14 protein-coding genes and 1 riboswitch are annotated in these 15,798 nt (G+C 69.5%); of the genes, 11 read left to right on the top strand and 3 right to left on the bottom strand.

The window, feature by feature from the left end:
• Positions 1-75: 75 nt before the first annotated feature.
• On the bottom strand, positions 76-303 hold the full coding sequence (locus ACGFN2_RS32265; RefSeq protein WP_393366270.1) for a hypothetical protein: 228 nt from the start codon (positions 301-303) through the stop codon (positions 76-78).
• Positions 304-462: 159 nt separating this feature from the next.
• On the opposite strand from ACGFN2_RS32265, the gene ACGFN2_RS32270 reads away from it, so the two are divergent.
• The gene (locus ACGFN2_RS32270; RefSeq protein ID WP_362614792.1) at positions 463-1,437 is read left to right on the top strand and encodes a carbohydrate kinase family protein; all 975 of its coding nucleotides are present in this window, start codon (positions 463-465) and stop codon (positions 1,435-1,437) included.
• A gap of 9 nt (positions 1,438-1,446) precedes the next feature.
• Here ACGFN2_RS32270 and ACGFN2_RS32275 read toward each other — a convergent pair whose 3' ends face one another.
• Positions 1,447-2,904, bottom strand: a complete 1,458-nt coding sequence (locus ACGFN2_RS32275; RefSeq protein WP_362614795.1) for an aminotransferase class V-fold PLP-dependent enzyme — start codon at positions 2,902-2,904, stop codon at positions 1,447-1,449.
• Positions 2,905-3,275: 371 nt separating this feature from the next.
• On the opposite strand from ACGFN2_RS32275, the gene coxB reads away from it, so the two are divergent.
• The 4 genes from coxB to ACGFN2_RS32295 all read left to right on the top strand — a co-directional run bounded on the left by coxB (position 3,276) and on the right by ACGFN2_RS32295 (position 7,770).
• Positions 3,276-4,238: a cytochrome c oxidase subunit II gene (gene coxB / locus ACGFN2_RS32280; RefSeq protein WP_362614798.1), complete on the top strand. Its 963-nt coding sequence runs from the start codon at positions 3,276-3,278 to the stop codon at positions 4,236-4,238.
• Positions 4,235-5,971 (top strand): cytochrome c oxidase subunit I, encoded by a 1,737-nt coding sequence (gene ctaD, locus ACGFN2_RS32285; protein WP_393366273.1) that lies wholly within the window; start codon positions 4,235-4,237, stop codon positions 5,969-5,971. The genes coxB and ctaD overlap by 4 nt, the downstream gene beginning before the upstream one ends.
• A complete protein-coding gene (locus ACGFN2_RS32290; protein WP_362615317.1) occupies positions 5,968-6,366 on the top strand; it encodes a cytochrome c oxidase subunit 4 in 399 nt (132 codons plus the stop codon). Before ctaD ends, ACGFN2_RS32290 begins: the two co-directional genes overlap by 4 nt.
• A gap of 132 nt (positions 6,367-6,498) precedes the next feature.
• Positions 6,499-7,770 carry an Ig-like domain-containing protein gene (locus ACGFN2_RS32295; protein ID WP_362614687.1) on the top strand — a complete coding sequence of 424 codons (1,272 nt, stop codon included), beginning with the start codon at positions 6,499-6,501 and terminating at the stop codon, positions 7,768-7,770.
• A 19-nt stretch (positions 7,771-7,789) separates the two neighbouring features.
• On the opposite strand, the gene ACGFN2_RS32300 is transcribed toward ACGFN2_RS32295, so the two are convergent.
• Positions 7,790-8,191 (bottom strand): hypothetical protein, encoded by a 402-nt coding sequence (locus ACGFN2_RS32300; RefSeq protein ID WP_328387356.1) that lies wholly within the window; start codon positions 8,189-8,191, stop codon positions 7,790-7,792.
• A gap of 264 nt (positions 8,192-8,455) precedes the next feature.
• On the opposite strand from ACGFN2_RS32300, the gene ACGFN2_RS32305 reads away from it, so the two are divergent.
• The 6 genes from ACGFN2_RS32305 (at position 8,456) to ACGFN2_RS32330 (ending at position 15,609) form a co-directional block, all read left to right on the top strand.
• Positions 8,456-9,076, top strand: a complete 621-nt coding sequence (locus ACGFN2_RS32305; RefSeq protein ID WP_362614683.1) for a heme-copper oxidase subunit III — start codon at positions 8,456-8,458, stop codon at positions 9,074-9,076.
• A 77-nt stretch (positions 9,077-9,153) separates the two neighbouring features.
• Entirely contained in the window at positions 9,154-9,963 is an 810-nt protein-coding gene (locus ACGFN2_RS32310) for a c-type cytochrome (RefSeq protein WP_362614681.1), read from the top strand.
• Complete coding sequence (locus tag ACGFN2_RS32315) at positions 9,960-11,024, top strand: Rieske 2Fe-2S domain-containing protein (RefSeq protein ID WP_362614678.1); 1,065 nt, start codon at positions 9,960-9,962, stop codon at positions 11,022-11,024. Before ACGFN2_RS32310 ends, ACGFN2_RS32315 begins: the two co-directional genes overlap by 4 nt.
• Positions 11,021-12,658: a cytochrome bc complex cytochrome b subunit gene (locus tag ACGFN2_RS32320; RefSeq protein ID WP_362614676.1), complete on the top strand. Its 1,638-nt coding sequence runs from the start codon at positions 11,021-11,023 to the stop codon at positions 12,656-12,658. The genes ACGFN2_RS32315 and ACGFN2_RS32320 overlap by 4 nt, the downstream gene beginning before the upstream one ends.
• Positions 12,659-12,799: 141 nt before the next feature.
• Positions 12,800-13,864 (top strand): anthranilate phosphoribosyltransferase, encoded by a 1,065-nt coding sequence (gene trpD / locus ACGFN2_RS32325; protein ID WP_393366277.1) that lies wholly within the window; start codon positions 12,800-12,802, stop codon positions 13,862-13,864.
• Positions 13,865-13,955: 91 nt separating this feature from the next.
• Positions 13,956-14,073: riboswitch (SAM riboswitch) on the top strand.
• A gap of 168 nt (positions 14,074-14,241) precedes the next feature.
• Positions 14,242-15,609 carry an aminotransferase class V-fold PLP-dependent enzyme gene (locus tag ACGFN2_RS32330; protein ID WP_393366279.1) on the top strand — a complete coding sequence of 456 codons (1,368 nt, stop codon included), beginning with the start codon at positions 14,242-14,244 and terminating at the stop codon, positions 15,607-15,609.
• Positions 15,610-15,798 lie beyond the last annotated feature (189 nt).

Here is a 15,798-nt window from a genome sequence, read left to right on the forward strand (position 1 = left end):
GTGGACGTCGATGGGACGGAGCGGGGGCGTACACGGTTCCCCCGGGGGGCGCGGCGGCCGCCGCCGGGCGGGACGTCAGTCGCCGTACTCGGACATTCCGTCCACGAGTGCGGCGGCGGAGGAGGGGACCTGGACCCCGTGCAGATCGGCGGCCCGCCCCGGGGCGGGCGCGGCCGCCCGGCCGGCGGTCCAGCGGCCCGCCATCCGTGCGCAGTCGCCGCGCAGCTCGTCGAGCGACTCCGGGTCCTGGCGGACGGGGGAGGCGTCATGGCGCGGTGTGACGGCTTTCACAGGCTTGGTCATAGGGGCACCGTACGCAGCCGAGTATCGAGGAGAAAGACCTACTATCGGGTAGTTTCTGTGGTTTCAAGTGTCCGGGATGACCGGGTGGTACGCGACCTCGCGGGGTAGCGTTTCTCTACGTCCGCCCGTCCCTCCGCCTTCCGCAGGAGCAGACCCGTCGTGCGTATCGCAGTCACCGGCTCCATCGCCACCGACCACCTGATGACCTTCCCCGGCCGCTTCGCCGATCAGCTGGTCGCCGACCAGCTGCATACGATCTCCCTCTCGTTCCTGGTCGACCAGCTCGAGGTCCGCCGCGGCGGCGTCGCCGCCAACATCTCCTTCGGCATGGGCCAGCTCGGCACCGCGCCGATCCTGGTCGGTGCCGCCGGCAACGACTTCGAGGAGTACCGCGCCTGGCTCGACCGCCACGGCGTCGACACCCGCTCCGTCCGCATCTCCGAGGTGCTGCACACCGCCCGCTTCGTGTGCACCACCGACGCCGACCACAACCAGCTCGGGTCGTTCTACACCGGCGCGATGAGCGAGGCCCGGCTGATCGAGCTGCAGCACGTGGCCGAGCGGGTCGGCGGCCTCGACCTCGTCCTGATCGGTGCGGACGACCCCGAGGCCATGGTCCGGCACACCGAGGAGTGCCGCAGCCGCGGTATCCCGTTCGCCGCCGACTTCTCCCAGCAGATCGCGCGGATGGACGGCGAGTCCATCCGCACCCTCATGACGGACGCGGCCTACCTCTTCTCCAACGAGTACGAGAAGGGCCTGATCGAGTCCAAGACCGGCTGGACCGACGAGGAGATCCTCGCCAAGGTCGGCACCCGCGTCACCACCCTCGGCTCCAACGGCGTCCGGATCGAGCGGACCGGCGAGCCGGCCATCGAGGTCGGTGTCCCCGAGGAGAACGCCAAGGCCGACCCCACCGGCGTCGGCGACGCCTTCCGCGCCGGCTTCCTCTCCGGCCTGTCCTGGGGCGTCGGCCTGGAGCGCGCCGCGCAGATCGGCTGCATGCTGGCGACGCTGGTCATCGAGACCGTCGGCACCCAGGAGTACGAGCTGCACCGCAGCCACTTCATGGACCGCTTCACCAAGGCATACGGCCACGAGGCCGCCGCCGAGGTCCAGCAGCACCTGCTCTGAACCGCCCGGTCAGGCGCGGCGCCGCACGACATACGCGGCGCCGCGCTCGGCCGGCCGCTCACCCACGTACTCCTGGTCGCGCATGGTGCACCAGGCGGGGATGTCCTGCCGGGCCGCCTCGTCGTCGGAGAGCACCGTCACCGTCCCGCCGGCCGGCACCTCCCCGATCGCCTTCGCCAGCTCGATGACCGGGATCGGGCAGCGCTTGCCGAGCGAGTCGACGACCAGGCCGGGCGGCTCGTCGTCCGGCGCGGGCCCGGCGGGCTCCCCGTCCGCGCGGGCGGCCGCCGGTGCCGGGACGCCGCCGGCCGCCGCGGCTTCCCGTCCCGCCGCCGGGACGCCCAGCCGCTCCCGCACCGAGCGGACCACCTCCGGCAGCACCTCCAGGAAGCGCTCCACGTCCGCCTCGTCCGTGCCGTACGGCAGCGAGACCCGTACGTTCCCCTCGGACAGCACGCCCATCGCGCGCAGCACATGGCTCGGCGTCAGCGTGCTGGACGTACAGGACGAACCGGACGACACGGAGAATCCCGCGCGGTCGAGTTCGTGCAGCAGCGCCTCGCCGTCGACATAGAGGCAGGAGAAGGTGACGAGGTGGGGGAGGCGGCGCACCGGATCGCCGACCACCTCCACGTCCGGGACCAGCTCCGGCACCCGGGTCCGGACGCGGTCCACCAGCCGCCGCAGCCGCGCCGCCTCGTCCGTGGTCCCCGGGTCCGCCCGCAGTGCGCGCAGGGACGCCGCGGCGGCCACGATCGCCGGGATGTTCTCGAACCCCGGGCTGCGGCCCGCCTCCCGCTCGTCGTGCGGCCCCTGGGGCGCGAACCGGGTCCCCTTGCGGACCGCGAGCAGCCCCACGCCGGGCGGGCCGCCCCACTTGTGGGCGCTCGCCGTCAGCAGCGACCAGCCGCCGGGCACCGGCCCCCAGGGCAGCGACTGCGCGGCGTCCACCAGAAGGGGCACACCCGCCTCCCGGCAGAGCGCGGCCACCTCCCCGACCGGCTGTTCGGTTCCCACCTCGTGATTGGCGGACTGCAGACAGACCAGCGCGGTGTCCGGTGTCAGCGCCGCCGCGACGTCCGCGGCCCGCACCCGGCCCGTACGGTCCACCGCCAGCTCCGTACGGCTGCCGCCGGCCGCCTCATGGACCTCGGCGGCGTGCAGGACGGCGGAGTGCTCGACGGCGGAGTGCAGCAGCCGGCGGCCGGCTCGCCGCCGGGCCGCCAGCGCGCCCGAGACTCCCGAGTGCACCGCCTGCGTCCCCGAAGGGGTGAAAACCAGCTCGTCCGGGCGGCAGCCCACGGCCTCGGCCGCGGCCTCCCGCGCCGCGTCCAGCAGCAGCCGGCCGCGCCGCCCCTCGCGGTAGAGGCGGGCCGGGTCGGCCCAGCCTTCGTCCAGCGAGGCGAGCAGGGCCTCACGGGCGACGGGATGCAGGGGGGCGGCGGACGCCGCGTCGAAGTAGGGCACGTACGAGACGTTAGTCCCCTCCGTTTCCCGGCGGGAGGTGCTCCGGTCCGCAGCCGGGAGCCCTCGGGTCCCGCGGCGGGCCGGGCCGGGAGGCACCGGCCGGGGGAGTGCCGCTGCCCGTGCCGGGCGCGGCGTCAGATGCCTGGTGAAAGCGGGTAATCGGGGCTTCCGAGGGCACCGCCCGGGGGCCCTGGCCACCCCTTAGGGGTGCGACGCGGCGCGTTGGGCACCCTCCCCGCGCGACCCCAAATAGCGTCCAGTAGGGTTTGGTCCGCATAAACATCCAAACCCCTGCCCGCGCCAGGGCCGGCGACCGACCAGCGAGACGGCCGCAGCCGGTCTCGCGGGCGAGACTCTCGGGAAGGCGCTACGTGAGTCCCAACGGCTCCGACCGCTCGTCGCGGCGCCCGATGCGGCGGAAGCTGCCGCAGGTGCTTGCTGCGGGCCTGGTCCTGGCGACCGCGACTGGTTGCACATATAAGGACTTCCCCCGCCTCGGCATGCCAACGCCCGTCACCGACGAGGCGCCGCGGATCCTCTCTCTTTGGCAGGGCTCCTGGGCCGCCGCCCTCGCAACGGGCGTGCTGGTGTGGGGCCTGATCATCTGGAGCGTGATCTTCCACCGCCGCAGCAGGACCAAGGTGGAGGTCCCCGCGCAGACCCGGTACAACATGCCGATCGAGGCGTTGTACACGATCGTGCCGTTCATCATCATCGCGGTGCTGTTCTACTTCACCGCACGTGATGAGAGCGCACTCCTCAAGACTTCGAAGAAGCCGGACCACGTCGTGAACGTGGTCGGCTTCCAGTGGAGCTGGGCGTTCAACTACCTGGAGAACGTGGACGGCGACAAGTCGACCTCGGCCATGAACTCCAGCGCACTCGACGCGATCCCGGACAAGTGGAAGAAGACCGCGCCGGCCGGTGCCGACGGTGTCTACGACACGGGCACCCCGGGCACGCGGAACCCGCAGACCGGCAACCCCGGTCCGACCCTGTGGCTGCCGAAGGGCGAGACGGTTCAGTTCGTGCTGACCTCTCGTGACGTCATCCACTCCTTCTGGGTGGTGCCGTTCCTGATGAAGCAGGACGTCATCCCGGGCCACACCAACGTCTTCGAGGTGACTCCGAACAAGGAGGGCACCTTCATGGGCAAGTGCGCCGAGCTCTGCGGTGTCGATCACTCCCGGATGCTCTTCAACGTCAAGGTCGTCTCCCCCGAGCGGTACCGGGAGCACCTGAAGGACCTGGCGAAGAAGGGCCAGACCGGATACCTGCCGTCGGGCATCGAGCAGACGGATCACGCCAGGAATGCGGAGACCAAGAACCAGTGAGCATCCTCAACGAACCTCAGGGTGCCGCCGCCGATACGGCTCCGGCAGCACCGCCCGTACGCAAGAAGCAACCCGGCATCGCTGTCGTGAAGTGGCTGACGACCACTGACCACAAGACCATCGGCACGATGTACCTGGTCACGTCGTTCGCGTTCTTCTGCGTCGGCGGCCTGATGGCGCTGCTCATGCGCGCCGAGCTGGCCCGTCCCGGCACGCAGATCATGTCGAACGAGCAGTTCAACCAGGCGTTCACGATGCACGGCACGATCATGCTGCTGATGTTCGCGACGCCGCTGTTCGCCGGATTCGCGAACTGGATCATGCCGCTGCAGATCGGCGCGCCCGACGTGGCGTTCCCGCGGCTGAACATGTTCGCCTACTGGCTCTACCTCTTCGGCTCGCTGATCGCGGTGGCCGGCTTCCTCACCCCGCAGGGTGCGGCCGACTTCGGCTGGTTCGCGTACTCGCCGCTCTCGGACGCGGTGCGTTCGCCGGGCGTCGGCGCCGACATGTGGATCATGGGTCTGGCCTTCTCCGGCTTCGGCACGATCCTCGGTTCGGTCAACTTCATCACGACGATCATCTGCATGCGGGCGCCTGGCATGACGATGTTCCGGATGCCGATCTTCACCTGGAACGTGCTGCTGACCGGTGTGCTGGTCCTGCTGGCCTTCCCGGTGCTGGCGGCGGCGCTGTTCGCGCTGGAGGCGGACCGGAAGTTCGGTGCGCATGTCTTCGACGCCGCCAACGGCGGTGCCCTGTTGTGGCAGCACCTCTTCTGGTTCTTCGGCCATCCCGAGGTGTACATCATCGCGCTGCCGTTCTTCGGCATCATTTCCGAGGTCATTCCGGTGTTCTCCCGGAAGCCGATGTTCGGTTACATCGGTCTGATCGCGGCGACGATCTCGATCGCCGGTCTCTCGGTCACGGTGTGGGCGCACCACATGTATGTGACGGGCGGCGTGCTGTTGCCGTTCTTCTCCTTCATGACGTTCCTGATCGCGGTGCCGACCGGTGTGAAGTTCTTCAACTGGATCGGCACGATGTGGAAGGGCTCGCTGTCCTTCGAGACGCCGATGCTGTGGGCGATCGGCTTCCTGATCACCTTCACCTTCGGTGGTCTGACCGGTGTCATCCTGGCCTCGCCGCCGATGGACTTCCACATCTCCGACTCGTACTTCGTGGTGGCGCACTTCCACTACGTCGTCTTCGGCACCGTCGTCTTCGCGATGTTCTGCGGCTTCCACTTCTGGTGGCCGAAGTTCACCGGCAAGATGCTGGACGAGCGGCTCGGCAAGATCACGTTCTGGACGCTGTTCATCGGCTTCCACGGCACGTTCCTCGTCCAGCACTGGCTGGGTGCCGAGGGCATGCCGCGGCGTTACGCGGACTACCTCGCGGCCGACGGCTTCACGGCGCTGAACACCGTCTCGACGATCAGCTCCTTCCTGCTGGGCCTGTCGATCCTGCCGTTCATGTACAACGTCTGGAAGACGGCGAAGTACGGCGAGAAGATCGAGGTCGACGACCCCTGGGGCTACGGCCGCTCGCTGGAGTGGGCGACGTCCTGCCCGCCGCCGCGGCACAACTTCCTCACGCTGCCGCGCATTCGCTCCGAATCCCCGGCGTTCGACCTGCACCACCCGGAGATCGCAGCCCTTGACGCGCTGCACAACGGCCGTGCCACCGAGGACGACAAGTCCCTCGCCGGCGGCAAGGAGGCGGGCAAGTGAAGATCCAGGGCAAGATGTTCATCTGGCTCTCCGTCTTCGTCCTCGCCATGGCGATCGTCTATGGCGTCTGGTCGAAGGAGCCGGCGGGCACCACCGCACTGTTCCTCGCCTTCGGCCTGTGCATCATGGTCGGCTACTACCTGGCCTTCACGGCCCGGCGGGTCGACGCGGGTGCGCAGGACAACGAGGACGCCGAGGTCTCGGACGACGCCGGTGAGCTGGGCTTCTTCAGCCCGCACAGCTGGCAGCCGCTCTCCCTGGCCGTCGGTGGCGCGCTCGCCTTCCTGGGCGTCGTCTTCGGCTGGTGGCTGCTGTACTTCTCCCTGCCGGTGATCCTCGTGGGTCTCTTCGGCTGGGTCTTCGAGTACTACCACGGCGAGAACCGCACGCAGTAACGGCCGCACCGCAGCCGTCGGCGGGCCCGGACACCCCAACAGGTGTCCGGGCCCGCCGCGTTTGGTGGCCGGGGCAGACCCGTTTGCCCTCTCCAGCGCGCTGGGACAGGTGATTCTTCATATTTTTGGGGCATGAGTCACAGACCTCGAACCCGGACGGTGCTGAGCTGCGGCCTCCTGCTCGTGCCCCTTGCGGTGAGCGCCACCGCGTGCGGGGGCTCGGATTCGGAAGCGCTCTCCGCCAATCCCTACGACGCGGCCGACCAGATCTCGGCCAACATCCCCGACGGCAAGAAGAAAGCGGACCCCGACAAGCCGCTCGAGGTGTCCGTCAACGGGGACGACGCGCGGATCACCGACGTGACCGCCACCGATGCCACCGGCCGCTTCGTCCACGGCGAGCTGAGCGCCGACGGCAGGCACTGGCGCACCACCGCGCCGCTGGCCGCCGGCAGCCGCTACACGGTGCGGGTGAGCACCGAGGAGGACGGTTCGCCCGGCCGCCGGACGCTGGTGGTCAACACCAAGGAGGCGGACGGCCAGTTGACCGCCGTCTTCGGCCCGGAGGCCGGCGAGTACGGCGTCGGCCAGCCGGTCACCGCCGAGCTGAGCCAGCCCGTCAAGGACCCGAAGGCCCGCGCCATCGTGGAGAGCGCCCTGAAGGTCGACTCCATGCCGCGCGTCGAGGGCGCCTGGCACTGGGTGGACGGCAAGAAGCTGCACTTCCGCCCGAAGGAGTACTGGCCCGCGCACGCCACGATCTCGGTGCACAGCAACCTGCCGGGCCTGAAGATCGCCAAGGGCCTCTACGGCGGCCCCTCCAAGCCCGTGAAGCTCACCACCGGAGACCGGGTGGAGGCCGTCACCGACGCCGCCTCGCACCAGATGACGGTGTGGCGCAACGGGGAGACGATCAAAACCCTCCCGGTCACCACCGGCAAGCCCGGCTTCTCCACCCGCAACGGCGTCAAGGTCATCCTCGGCAAGGAGAGCTTCGTACGGATGCGCAGCTCCACCGTCGGCATCGCCGCCGGAAGCTCGGACTCCTACGACCTGCCGGTCTACTGGGCCACCCGGGTGACCTGGAGCGGCGAGTACGTCCACGCCGCACCCTGGTCCGTCGGATCACAGGGCGCGGCGAACGTCAGCCACGGCTGTACGGGCATGTCCACGGGCAACGCCCAGTGGTTCTTCAACACCGTGCGGGTCGGCGACGTGGTCAAGGTCATCAACAGCGGCGGCGACACCATGACGCCGTTCGACAACGGCTTCGGCGACTGGAACATGCCCTGGAAGGAATGGCGGGCCGGCAGCGCGCTGAAGACCAGGGCCGCCAGCACCACAGGAGCGGCCGAGCGGGAGCAGAACCCGGCCGGCGAGGCCCGGCTGCGCCCGGGGATCTGAGCGCCGCGCAGCAGGCCGCTCAGGCCTGTACGAGGTTCCTGCGGCGCAGCAGTCCGGCCAGGGCGTCGGCGAACGCCACCGGGTCCAGCGGATGGGTCACCGCGGCGTCCGCCCGGCTCCAGGTCGCCAGCCAGGCGTCCTGGGGACGGCCGATCAGCAGCAGCACCGGCGGGCACCGGAAGATCTCGTCCTTGATCTGCCGGCAGACACCCATCCCGCCCGCCGGGGCGGTCTCGCCGTCCAGCACGCAGACGTCGATGCCGCCCTGCTCCAGGGCCGTCAGGACGGCCGGCGCGGTGGCGCACTCCAGGATCTCGATCTGCGGGGCATCGGCGGCGGGGCGCCGTCCGGCCGCCAGCCGGACCTGCTCGCGGGTGCCTGCGTTGTCGCTGTAGACCAGCACCGTGGCAGTCGCCTGCATCGTTCCTCCACGCTTCGTAGCGGCACAGCATCGGGTGGGGCGGATGCTACTCCCGCGGGGGGTGCCCGCAGGAGGGGTTCGGACGGATTCGCGATCTGTCCGACGGCCCGTCAGGACCGGTGCCGCCGGGGCCGCGCTCCGGCGGCCGGCCGGGCGCTTCCCTCCTTCGAGCGACCGCCGGAACGGTCCGTACGAGCAGCGCATACGCCCTTGACACACCGAACGGCACCCCCCGGAGTGAGGGCGGGATAAGCGACCGACATAATGTCGGTCGTGGCGACAGCAACGACAGTAGAAACCGGGCACGCGCACCCGTCGGTCAATCGGCCGAACCTCACCAGCGTCGGAACCATCATTTGGCTGAGTTCCGAGCTGATGTTCTTCGCGGCCCTCTTCGCGATGTACTTCACCCTTCGATCGGTGACCGGAGCCGAGTACTGGAAGGAATCCGCCGATGCGCTGAATCTTCCGTTCTCCGCGACCAACACCACGATCCTGGTGCTCAGCTCTCTGACCTGCCAGCTCGGCGTTTTCGCGGCCGAGCGTGGCGATGTCAAGAAGCTCCGGGCCTGGTTCGTGGTCACCTTCGTCATGGGTGCGATCTTCATCGGCGGTCAGGTCTTCGAGTACACGGAGCTGGTCAAGCACGAGGGCCTCTCGCTCTCGTCCGGCCCGTACGGCTCGGTGTTCTACCTGACCACCGGCTTCCACGGACTGCATGTGACGGGCGGTCTGATCGCCTTCCTGCTGGTCCTGGGCAGGACGTACGCGGCCAAGAGGTTCACCCACACGCAGGCCACCGCGGCCATCGTCGTGTCCTACTACTGGCACTTCGTCGATGTCGTCTGGATCGGCCTCTTCGCCACGATCTACCTGATCAAGTAGTCCGGGCCCGTACCGGCTCGTATCAGACAGACATATCCAAAGCATCGACGCAGAAGATCCTGACACCGGGGTAATCCGTGAAAAAGCTCTCCGCACGACGGCGCCATCCGCTGGCGGCGCTCGTCGTCCTACTCTTCGCGCTGGCGGTCACTGGGGGGCTGTACGCCGCGTTCGCGCCGGCGGACAAGGCTCAGGCCGATGACACCGCCCAGTCTCTTGCCATCAAGGAGGGCAAGAAGCTCTTCGCCGTGGGCTGCGCCAGCTGCCACGGCACCGGCGGTCAGGGCACCTCCGACGGCCCCAGCCTGGTCGGCGTCGGCGCCGCAGCCGTGGACTTCCAGGTGGCCACCGGCCGGATGCCGGCCCAGCAGCCCGGCGCCCAGGTGCCGCGGAAGAAGAACATCTACACCAACGCCCAGATCGACCAGCTCGCGGCGTACGTCGCCTCGCTGGGCGCCGGCCCGACCGTGCCGGACAAGGAGCAGTACAGCCCGGACGGTGCCGACATCGCCAAGGGCGGCGAGCTGTTCCGCACCAACTGCGCGCAGTGCCACAACTTCACCGGTAAGGGCGGCGCCCTGACCGACGGCAAGTACGCGCCGACGCTTGAGGGCGTGGACCCGAAGCACATCTACGAGGCCATGGAAACCGGCCCGCAGAACATGCCCTCCTTCGGTGACGGTTCGCTGTCGCAGCAGAACAAGAAGGACATCGTCGCGTACCTGGGCGCCGTCAACGGCGATGATTCCGAGAGCCCCGGTGGCCTCGACCTCGGCGGTCTCGGTCCGGTCAGTGAGGGTCTCTTCGGCTACATCTTCGGCCTGGGCGCGCTGATCGCGGTCGCCGTCTGGGTCGCAGCCCGGACTACGAAGGCCAAGAAGTCATGAGCGAGACTGGACGACACGAAGACGTGCCAGAAGAAACCCTTCCCGGTGAGCGGGAGACGGCTCACGAAGGTGCGGTGGCCACGGCGGAGAACCCGTTCGCCGACCCGGGTCTGCCGCCCCACGAGCACCGCGCGCAGGACATCGACGACCGTGCCGCCCAGCGCTCCGAGCGCACCGTGGCACTGCTCTTTATCGTGTCCATGATCGCGACGGTCGGCTTCATCGCCTCCTACGTGGCGATCCCGATCGAAAAGAACGTCTACATCTGGCCGCTCGGTCACATCAGCGCGCTGAACTTCGCGCTCGGTCTGACGCTGGGCGCGGCGCTCTTCTGCATCGGCGCCGGTGCGGTCCACTGGGCCCGGACGCTGATGTCGGACGAGGAGGTCGCCGACGAGCGGCACCCGATCGAGGCCCCGCCCGAGGTCAAGGCCAAGGTCATGGCGGACTTCGCCCAGGGGGCGAAGGAGTCGCAGGTCGGCCGCCGCAAGCTGATCCGCAACACGATGTTCGGCGCGCTGGCCCTGGTGCCGCTCTCCGGCGTCGTGCTGCTGCGCGACCTCGGGCCGCTGCCCGGGAACAAGCTGCGCACCACGAACTGGAAGAAGGGCGTCCGGCTCGTCAACCAGTCCACCAACCTCCCGCTGCGTCCCGAGGACATCGCGGTCGGCTCCCTGACGTTCGCCATGCCGGAGGGCCTGGAGGAGCACGACGAGGAGTTCGCGCAGGAGATCGCCAAGGACGCCCTGATGCTCGTGCGGATTCAGCCGCAGAACATCAAGGACAAGCACGAGCTGTCCTGGTCGCACGAGGGCATCGTGGCGTACTCGAAGATCTGCACCCACGTGGGTTGCCCGATCAGCCTGTACGAGCAGCAGACGCACCACGTGCTCTGCCCCTGCCACCAGTCGACGTTCGACCTCTCTGACGGCGGTCGGGTGATCTTCGGTCCGGCCGGACACGCCCTGCCGCAGCTGCACATCACGGAGAAGGACGGCTTCCTGGAGGCCGCGAGCGGCTTCGAGGAGCCCGTCGGCCCGAGCTTCTGGGAGCGCGGATGAGTAACGAGACGAGCGCGACCACCACGCGCCGTGGCCAGGCGCCACGGGGTGAGCGGATCGCCGACTGGGCGGACGGCCGGCTGGGCATCTACAGCCTCGCCAAGTCCAACATGCGCAAGATCTTCCCGGACCACTGGTCCTTCATGCTGGGCGAGGTCGCGCTTTACAGCTTCATCATCATCATCCTGACCGGTGTCTATCTGACGCTGTTCTTCCACCCGAGCATGGCCGAGGTGACCTATCACGGTTCCTACGTGCCCATGCAGGGTGTCCGGATGACGCAGGCCTTCGAGTCGACGCTGGACATCAGCTTCGACGTGCGCGGTGGTCTGCTGATCCGCCAGATCCACCACTGGGCCGCGCTGGTCTTCCTGGCCGCGATGATGGTCCACATGATGCGGGTGTTCTTCACCGGCGCCTTCCGCAAGCCGCGCGAGGTCAACTGGCTGTTCGGCTTCCTGCTGCTGGTGCTGGGCATGTTCACCGGCTTCACCGGCTACTCGCTCCCCGACGACCTGCTCTCCGGCACCGGCGTGCGGTTCATCGAGGGCGTCATCCTGGCGATGCCGCTGGTCGGTTCGTACCTGCAGTTCTTCATCTTCGGCGGGGAGTTCCCGGGGCACGACATCATCCCGCGGTTCTTCACGGTGCACGTCCTGCTGCTGCCGGGCATCATGCTCGGCCTGCTGGTGGCGCACCTGATCCTGGTCTTCTACCACAAGCACACCCAGTTCCCGGGTGCCGGCAAGACCAACAACAACGTCGTGGGCATGCCGCTGCTGCCGGTCTACATGGCCAAGGCCGGAGGCTTCTTCTTCCTGGTCTTCGGTGTGATCTCGGTGATCGCCGCGATCGCCAGCATCAACCCGGTGTGGGCCATCGGCCCCTACCGGCCCGACCAGGTGTCCACCGGCGCCCAGCCCGACTGGTACATGGGCTTCGCCGAGGGTCTGGTGCGTGTCATGCCGGGCTGGGAGTGGAACTTCTGGGGCCACACCCTGAACTTCGGCGTGCTGATCCCGATCCTGGTCTTCCCGCTGGTCCTGGTCGCGATCGCGGTCTACCCGTTCATCGAGTCCTGGGTCAAGGGCGACAAGCGCGAGCACCACATCCTGGACCGCCCGCGCAACGTCCCGACCCGTACCGGCTTCGGTGTCGCCTGGCTGGTCGCGTACTTCGTGATGCTGATCGGTGGCGGTAACGACCTGTGGGCGACGCACTTCCACCTGTCGATCAACTCGATCACCTGGTTCGTCCGGATCGCGTTCTTCGTCGGGCCGGTGCTGGCCTTCATCGCCACCAAGCGGATCTGCCTGGGTCTGCAGCGGCGTGACAAGGAGAAGGTGCTGCACGGCCGCGAGTCCGGCATCATCAAGCGCCTGCCGCACGGTGAGTTCATCGAGGTCCACGAGCCGCTCGACCAGGAGCAGCTGCACCTGCTCACGCAGCACGAGCAGCCCGCGCCGCTCGAACTGGGCCCCGAGGTCGACGAGAACGGTGTGGCGCGCAAGCTGTCGCGCTCGCAGAAGCTGCGGGCCAAGCTCTCCAAGGCCTACTACGGCGAGGACAACGTCATCCCGAAGGCCACGGTCGAGGAGTACAAGGAGATCACCAGCGGCCACGGCCACCACTGATCACCACGGCGCTTTCCTAGCGCACCGTAGGTAGTACGCCACCCAGAGGGCCCCGTCTGCTGATCGGACGGGGCCCTCCGGCGTGTCCGGTGGCTCGATAGGGTGACGGCATAAGCAGGAGACGATCCAGGAGAGTGGACCATGAACGTTGTGACCCCGGCAGGCGGCGACAGCGTGGCGGCCCACTCCTGGCCGGACCTGCTCAACGCCCTGCTCGCCGGCCGTGACCTCACCGCGGACGACACCGCCTGGGCGATGGACAGGATCATGCGGGGCGAGGCAGGCGACGCCCAGATCGCCGGGTTCGCGGTCGCCCTGCGGGCCAAGGGCGAGACCGTCGCCGAGATCTCCGGGCTCGTCCGGACCATGTACGCGCACGCCCGGCTGATCGAGGTGCCCGGCCCCAGCGTCGACATCGTCGGCACCGGCGGCGACGGCGCCAAGACCGTCAACATCTCCACGATGTCCTCGATCGTGGTCGCCGGCACCGGCACCAAGGTCGTCAAGCACGGCAACCGCGCCGCCTCCTCGGCCAGCGGTGCCTCCGACGTCCTGGAGAAGCTCGGCGTCAACCTCGACCTCACCCCGCAGCGGGTCACCGAGGTCGCCCGGGAAGCGGGCATCACCTTCTGCTTCGCGGTGAAGTTCCACCCCTCCCTGCGGCACGTCGCCAACGCGCGCGCCCAGCTCGGCATCCGCACCACCTTCAACGTGCTGGGCCCGCTGACCAACCCCGCCAGGGTCCGCGCCCAGGCGACCGGTGTCGCGGACGCCCGGATGGCGCCGATCCTGGCCGGGGTGCTCGCCGAGCGCGGCTCGTCGGCGCTGGTCTTCCGCGGCGACGACGGCCTGGACGAGCTGACCACCACCGCGACCTCCCGGGTGTGGGTCGTCCGGGACGGCACGGTGCGCGAGGAGCACTTCGACCCCCGGGACGTGGGTATCCCCCTGGTGCCGGTGGAGGCGCTGCGCGGGGCGGACGCCTCGTACAACGCGGATGTCGCCCGCCGGATGCTGGACGGGGAGACCGGCCCGGTGCGCGACGCGGTGCTGCTGAACAGCGCGGCGGCGCTCGTCGCGCTGGAGCCGACGGACGCCCCGCTGGCCGAGCAGATCCGGGCCGGGATCGAGCGTGCCGCCGCCTCCATCGACTCCGGGGCGGCCAAGCAGGCGCTGGAGCGCTGGGTGGCCGCCAGCAACACCTGAGCGCGCGGTGACGCAGGGTGCGGCGCAAGGCTCTGTCCGTCATACGGACCGGGCCTTGCGCCGCTTTGCGCGTGTGGCATGATTCTGCCCAGGTCACGAGTGACAGCGACACAGGCCCCGGCCCGCTGTCCGGCAACCCTCCTTCCGTGGCGGGGTGCCCCGGGTGATGACCAGGCCGCAGGCAGCGAGGTCTGCGGCAAGCGCGGACCCTCGCCGGGTCCTGGTCCCCGAGGGAGAACTTCCGTGAATCAGCGAATGCGCTAGGGCCCGACGGCCCCTCTTCCGCATCCCTTTTTCCTTTTCCGCCGCGGTGCCCCGGCGTGCCTTTCCGCGCCCCCGCCCGCAGCGAATTCGCTTGTCTCTCACGGGAGTTCGCCATGTCTGTTTCCGCCGTTGCCGCCGACCGTTCCGTTTGTGCCCCGCTGCCGGTTCTCGGCCGGGATGTCCGCGTCCCGCTGGTGACCGGCGGCGAGGTCGACTACGCCGCGCTGGACTACGCCGCCAGCGCCCCCGCGCTCCAGCGGGTCTGGGACGACGTGGCCGCCTACGCCCCGTACTACGGCAGCGTGCACCGCGGCGCCGGGTACCTCTCGCAGCTGTCCACCGACCTCTTCGAGAACAGCCGCCGGACCATCGGGGAGTTCCTCGGCTGCGGCGCCGAGGACCAGGTCGTGTTCACCCGCTCCACCACCGACTCGCTCAACCTGCTCGCCGCCGTACTCCCGCAGGACACCCGGGTGTTCGTCTTCGAGACCGAGCACCACGCCTCGCTGCTGCCGTGGGAGCAGCGCCCCGACGTCGAGGTCACCTACCTCAACGCCCCGCGCACCCCGCAGCAGGCGGTCGACACCCTGGAGAAGGCGCTCGCCGCCCGCGAGCCCTACGGCCCGGCGCTGGTCTGCGTGACCGGAGCGTCGAACGTGACCGGCGAGCTGTGGCCGGTACGGGAGCTGGCGGCCGCCGCGCATGCGCACGGCGCCCGGATCGTGCTGGACGCGGCGCAGCTCGTCCCGCACCACCCGGTGGACCTCGCGGGCCTGGACGTCGACTGGGTCGCCTTCTCCGGCCACAAGCTGTACGCGCCGTTCGGCGCCGGAGTGCTGGCCGGCCGCGCGGACTGGCTGCAGGACGCCGCGCCCTACCTGGCCGGCGGCGGCGCCAGCCGCAAGGTCTCCCGGCGCGCGGACGGCGGCGTCGACGTCGAGTGGCACACCACCGCGGCCCGGCACGAGGCCGGTTCGCCCAACGTCATCGGCGCCTACGCCATCGCCTCGGCCTGCCAGGCCCTCACCGAGGCCGGCTTCGACGGCCTGGTCGCCCGCGAACAGGAGCTGATCGCCCGGCTCCGCGCCGGCCTGGCCGAGGTCCCCGAGGTCGCCGTGCTCTCCCTCTTCGGCGACGACGCCGCACGGGTGGGCGTCCTCTCCTTCGTCGTCGAGGGCTGGAACAGCTCCCACTTCGCGGCCGCGCTCTCGGCCGAGTACGGCATCGGCGTCCGCGACGGCCTCTTCTGCGCCCACCCCCTCGTCCGCACCCTCCTCGGCAGCGAGCCCCAGGACCCCGGCGAGTGCGGCGCCCCCGACGCGGCCCCCGGCGAGAAGTCCCTCAACGCCATCCGCGTCAGCCTGGGCGTCGGCACGCCGGATGAGCATGTCGACCGCTTCGTCGAAGCGGTCAAGGAGCTCGTGACGAACGGTGCCCGCTGGAACTACCGGACGGAAGGCGGGCGTTGTGTGCCCGCTTGATTCCCACGTTGTCGGCGTTCCCGCCGTGGGGGCCTCGCGCTGTTAGGGCTCCGCTGCGCGGGGCGTGGGTGCGGGTGGTGTTTGCGGGTGGCTCCGCCGTTGCGCCTGCGGCGGGCGGGTGGGTGTCGGGTGCGGTGACGGGCCTCCGGGGCAGGGTTTCCGGACTGCTTCGCTTTACGTCCGGAAACC

Origin of the sequence: Streptomyces sp. NPDC048612 (assembly GCF_043199295.1) — a bacterium.
In the GTDB taxonomy this organism is placed as follows: domain Bacteria; phylum Actinomycetota; class Actinomycetes; order Streptomycetales; family Streptomycetaceae; genus Streptomyces.

Coding starts and splice junctions, on each gene's coding strand:
- ACGFN2_RS32330 (WP_393366279.1), top strand. CDS start 14,242: ATGTCTGTTTCCGCCGTTGCCGCCGACCGTTCCGTTTGTGCCCCGCTG.
- trpD (WP_393366277.1), top strand. CDS start 12,800: ATGAACGTTGTGACCCCGGCAGGCGGCGACAGCGTGGCGGCCCACTCC.
- ACGFN2_RS32295 (WP_362614687.1), top strand. CDS start 6,499: ATGAGTCACAGACCTCGAACCCGGACGGTGCTGAGCTGCGGCCTCCTG.
- ACGFN2_RS32320 (WP_362614676.1), top strand. CDS start 11,021: ATGAGTAACGAGACGAGCGCGACCACCACGCGCCGTGGCCAGGCGCCA.
- ACGFN2_RS32265 (WP_393366270.1), bottom strand. CDS start 303: ATGACCAAGCCTGTGAAAGCCGTCACACCGCGCCATGACGCCTCCCCC.
- ACGFN2_RS32315 (WP_362614678.1), top strand. CDS start 9,960: ATGAGCGAGACTGGACGACACGAAGACGTGCCAGAAGAAACCCTTCCC.
- ACGFN2_RS32300 (WP_328387356.1), bottom strand. CDS start 8,191: ATGCAGGCGACTGCCACGGTGCTGGTCTACAGCGACAACGCAGGCACC.
- ACGFN2_RS32305 (WP_362614683.1), top strand. CDS start 8,456: ATGTCGGTCGTGGCGACAGCAACGACAGTAGAAACCGGGCACGCGCAC.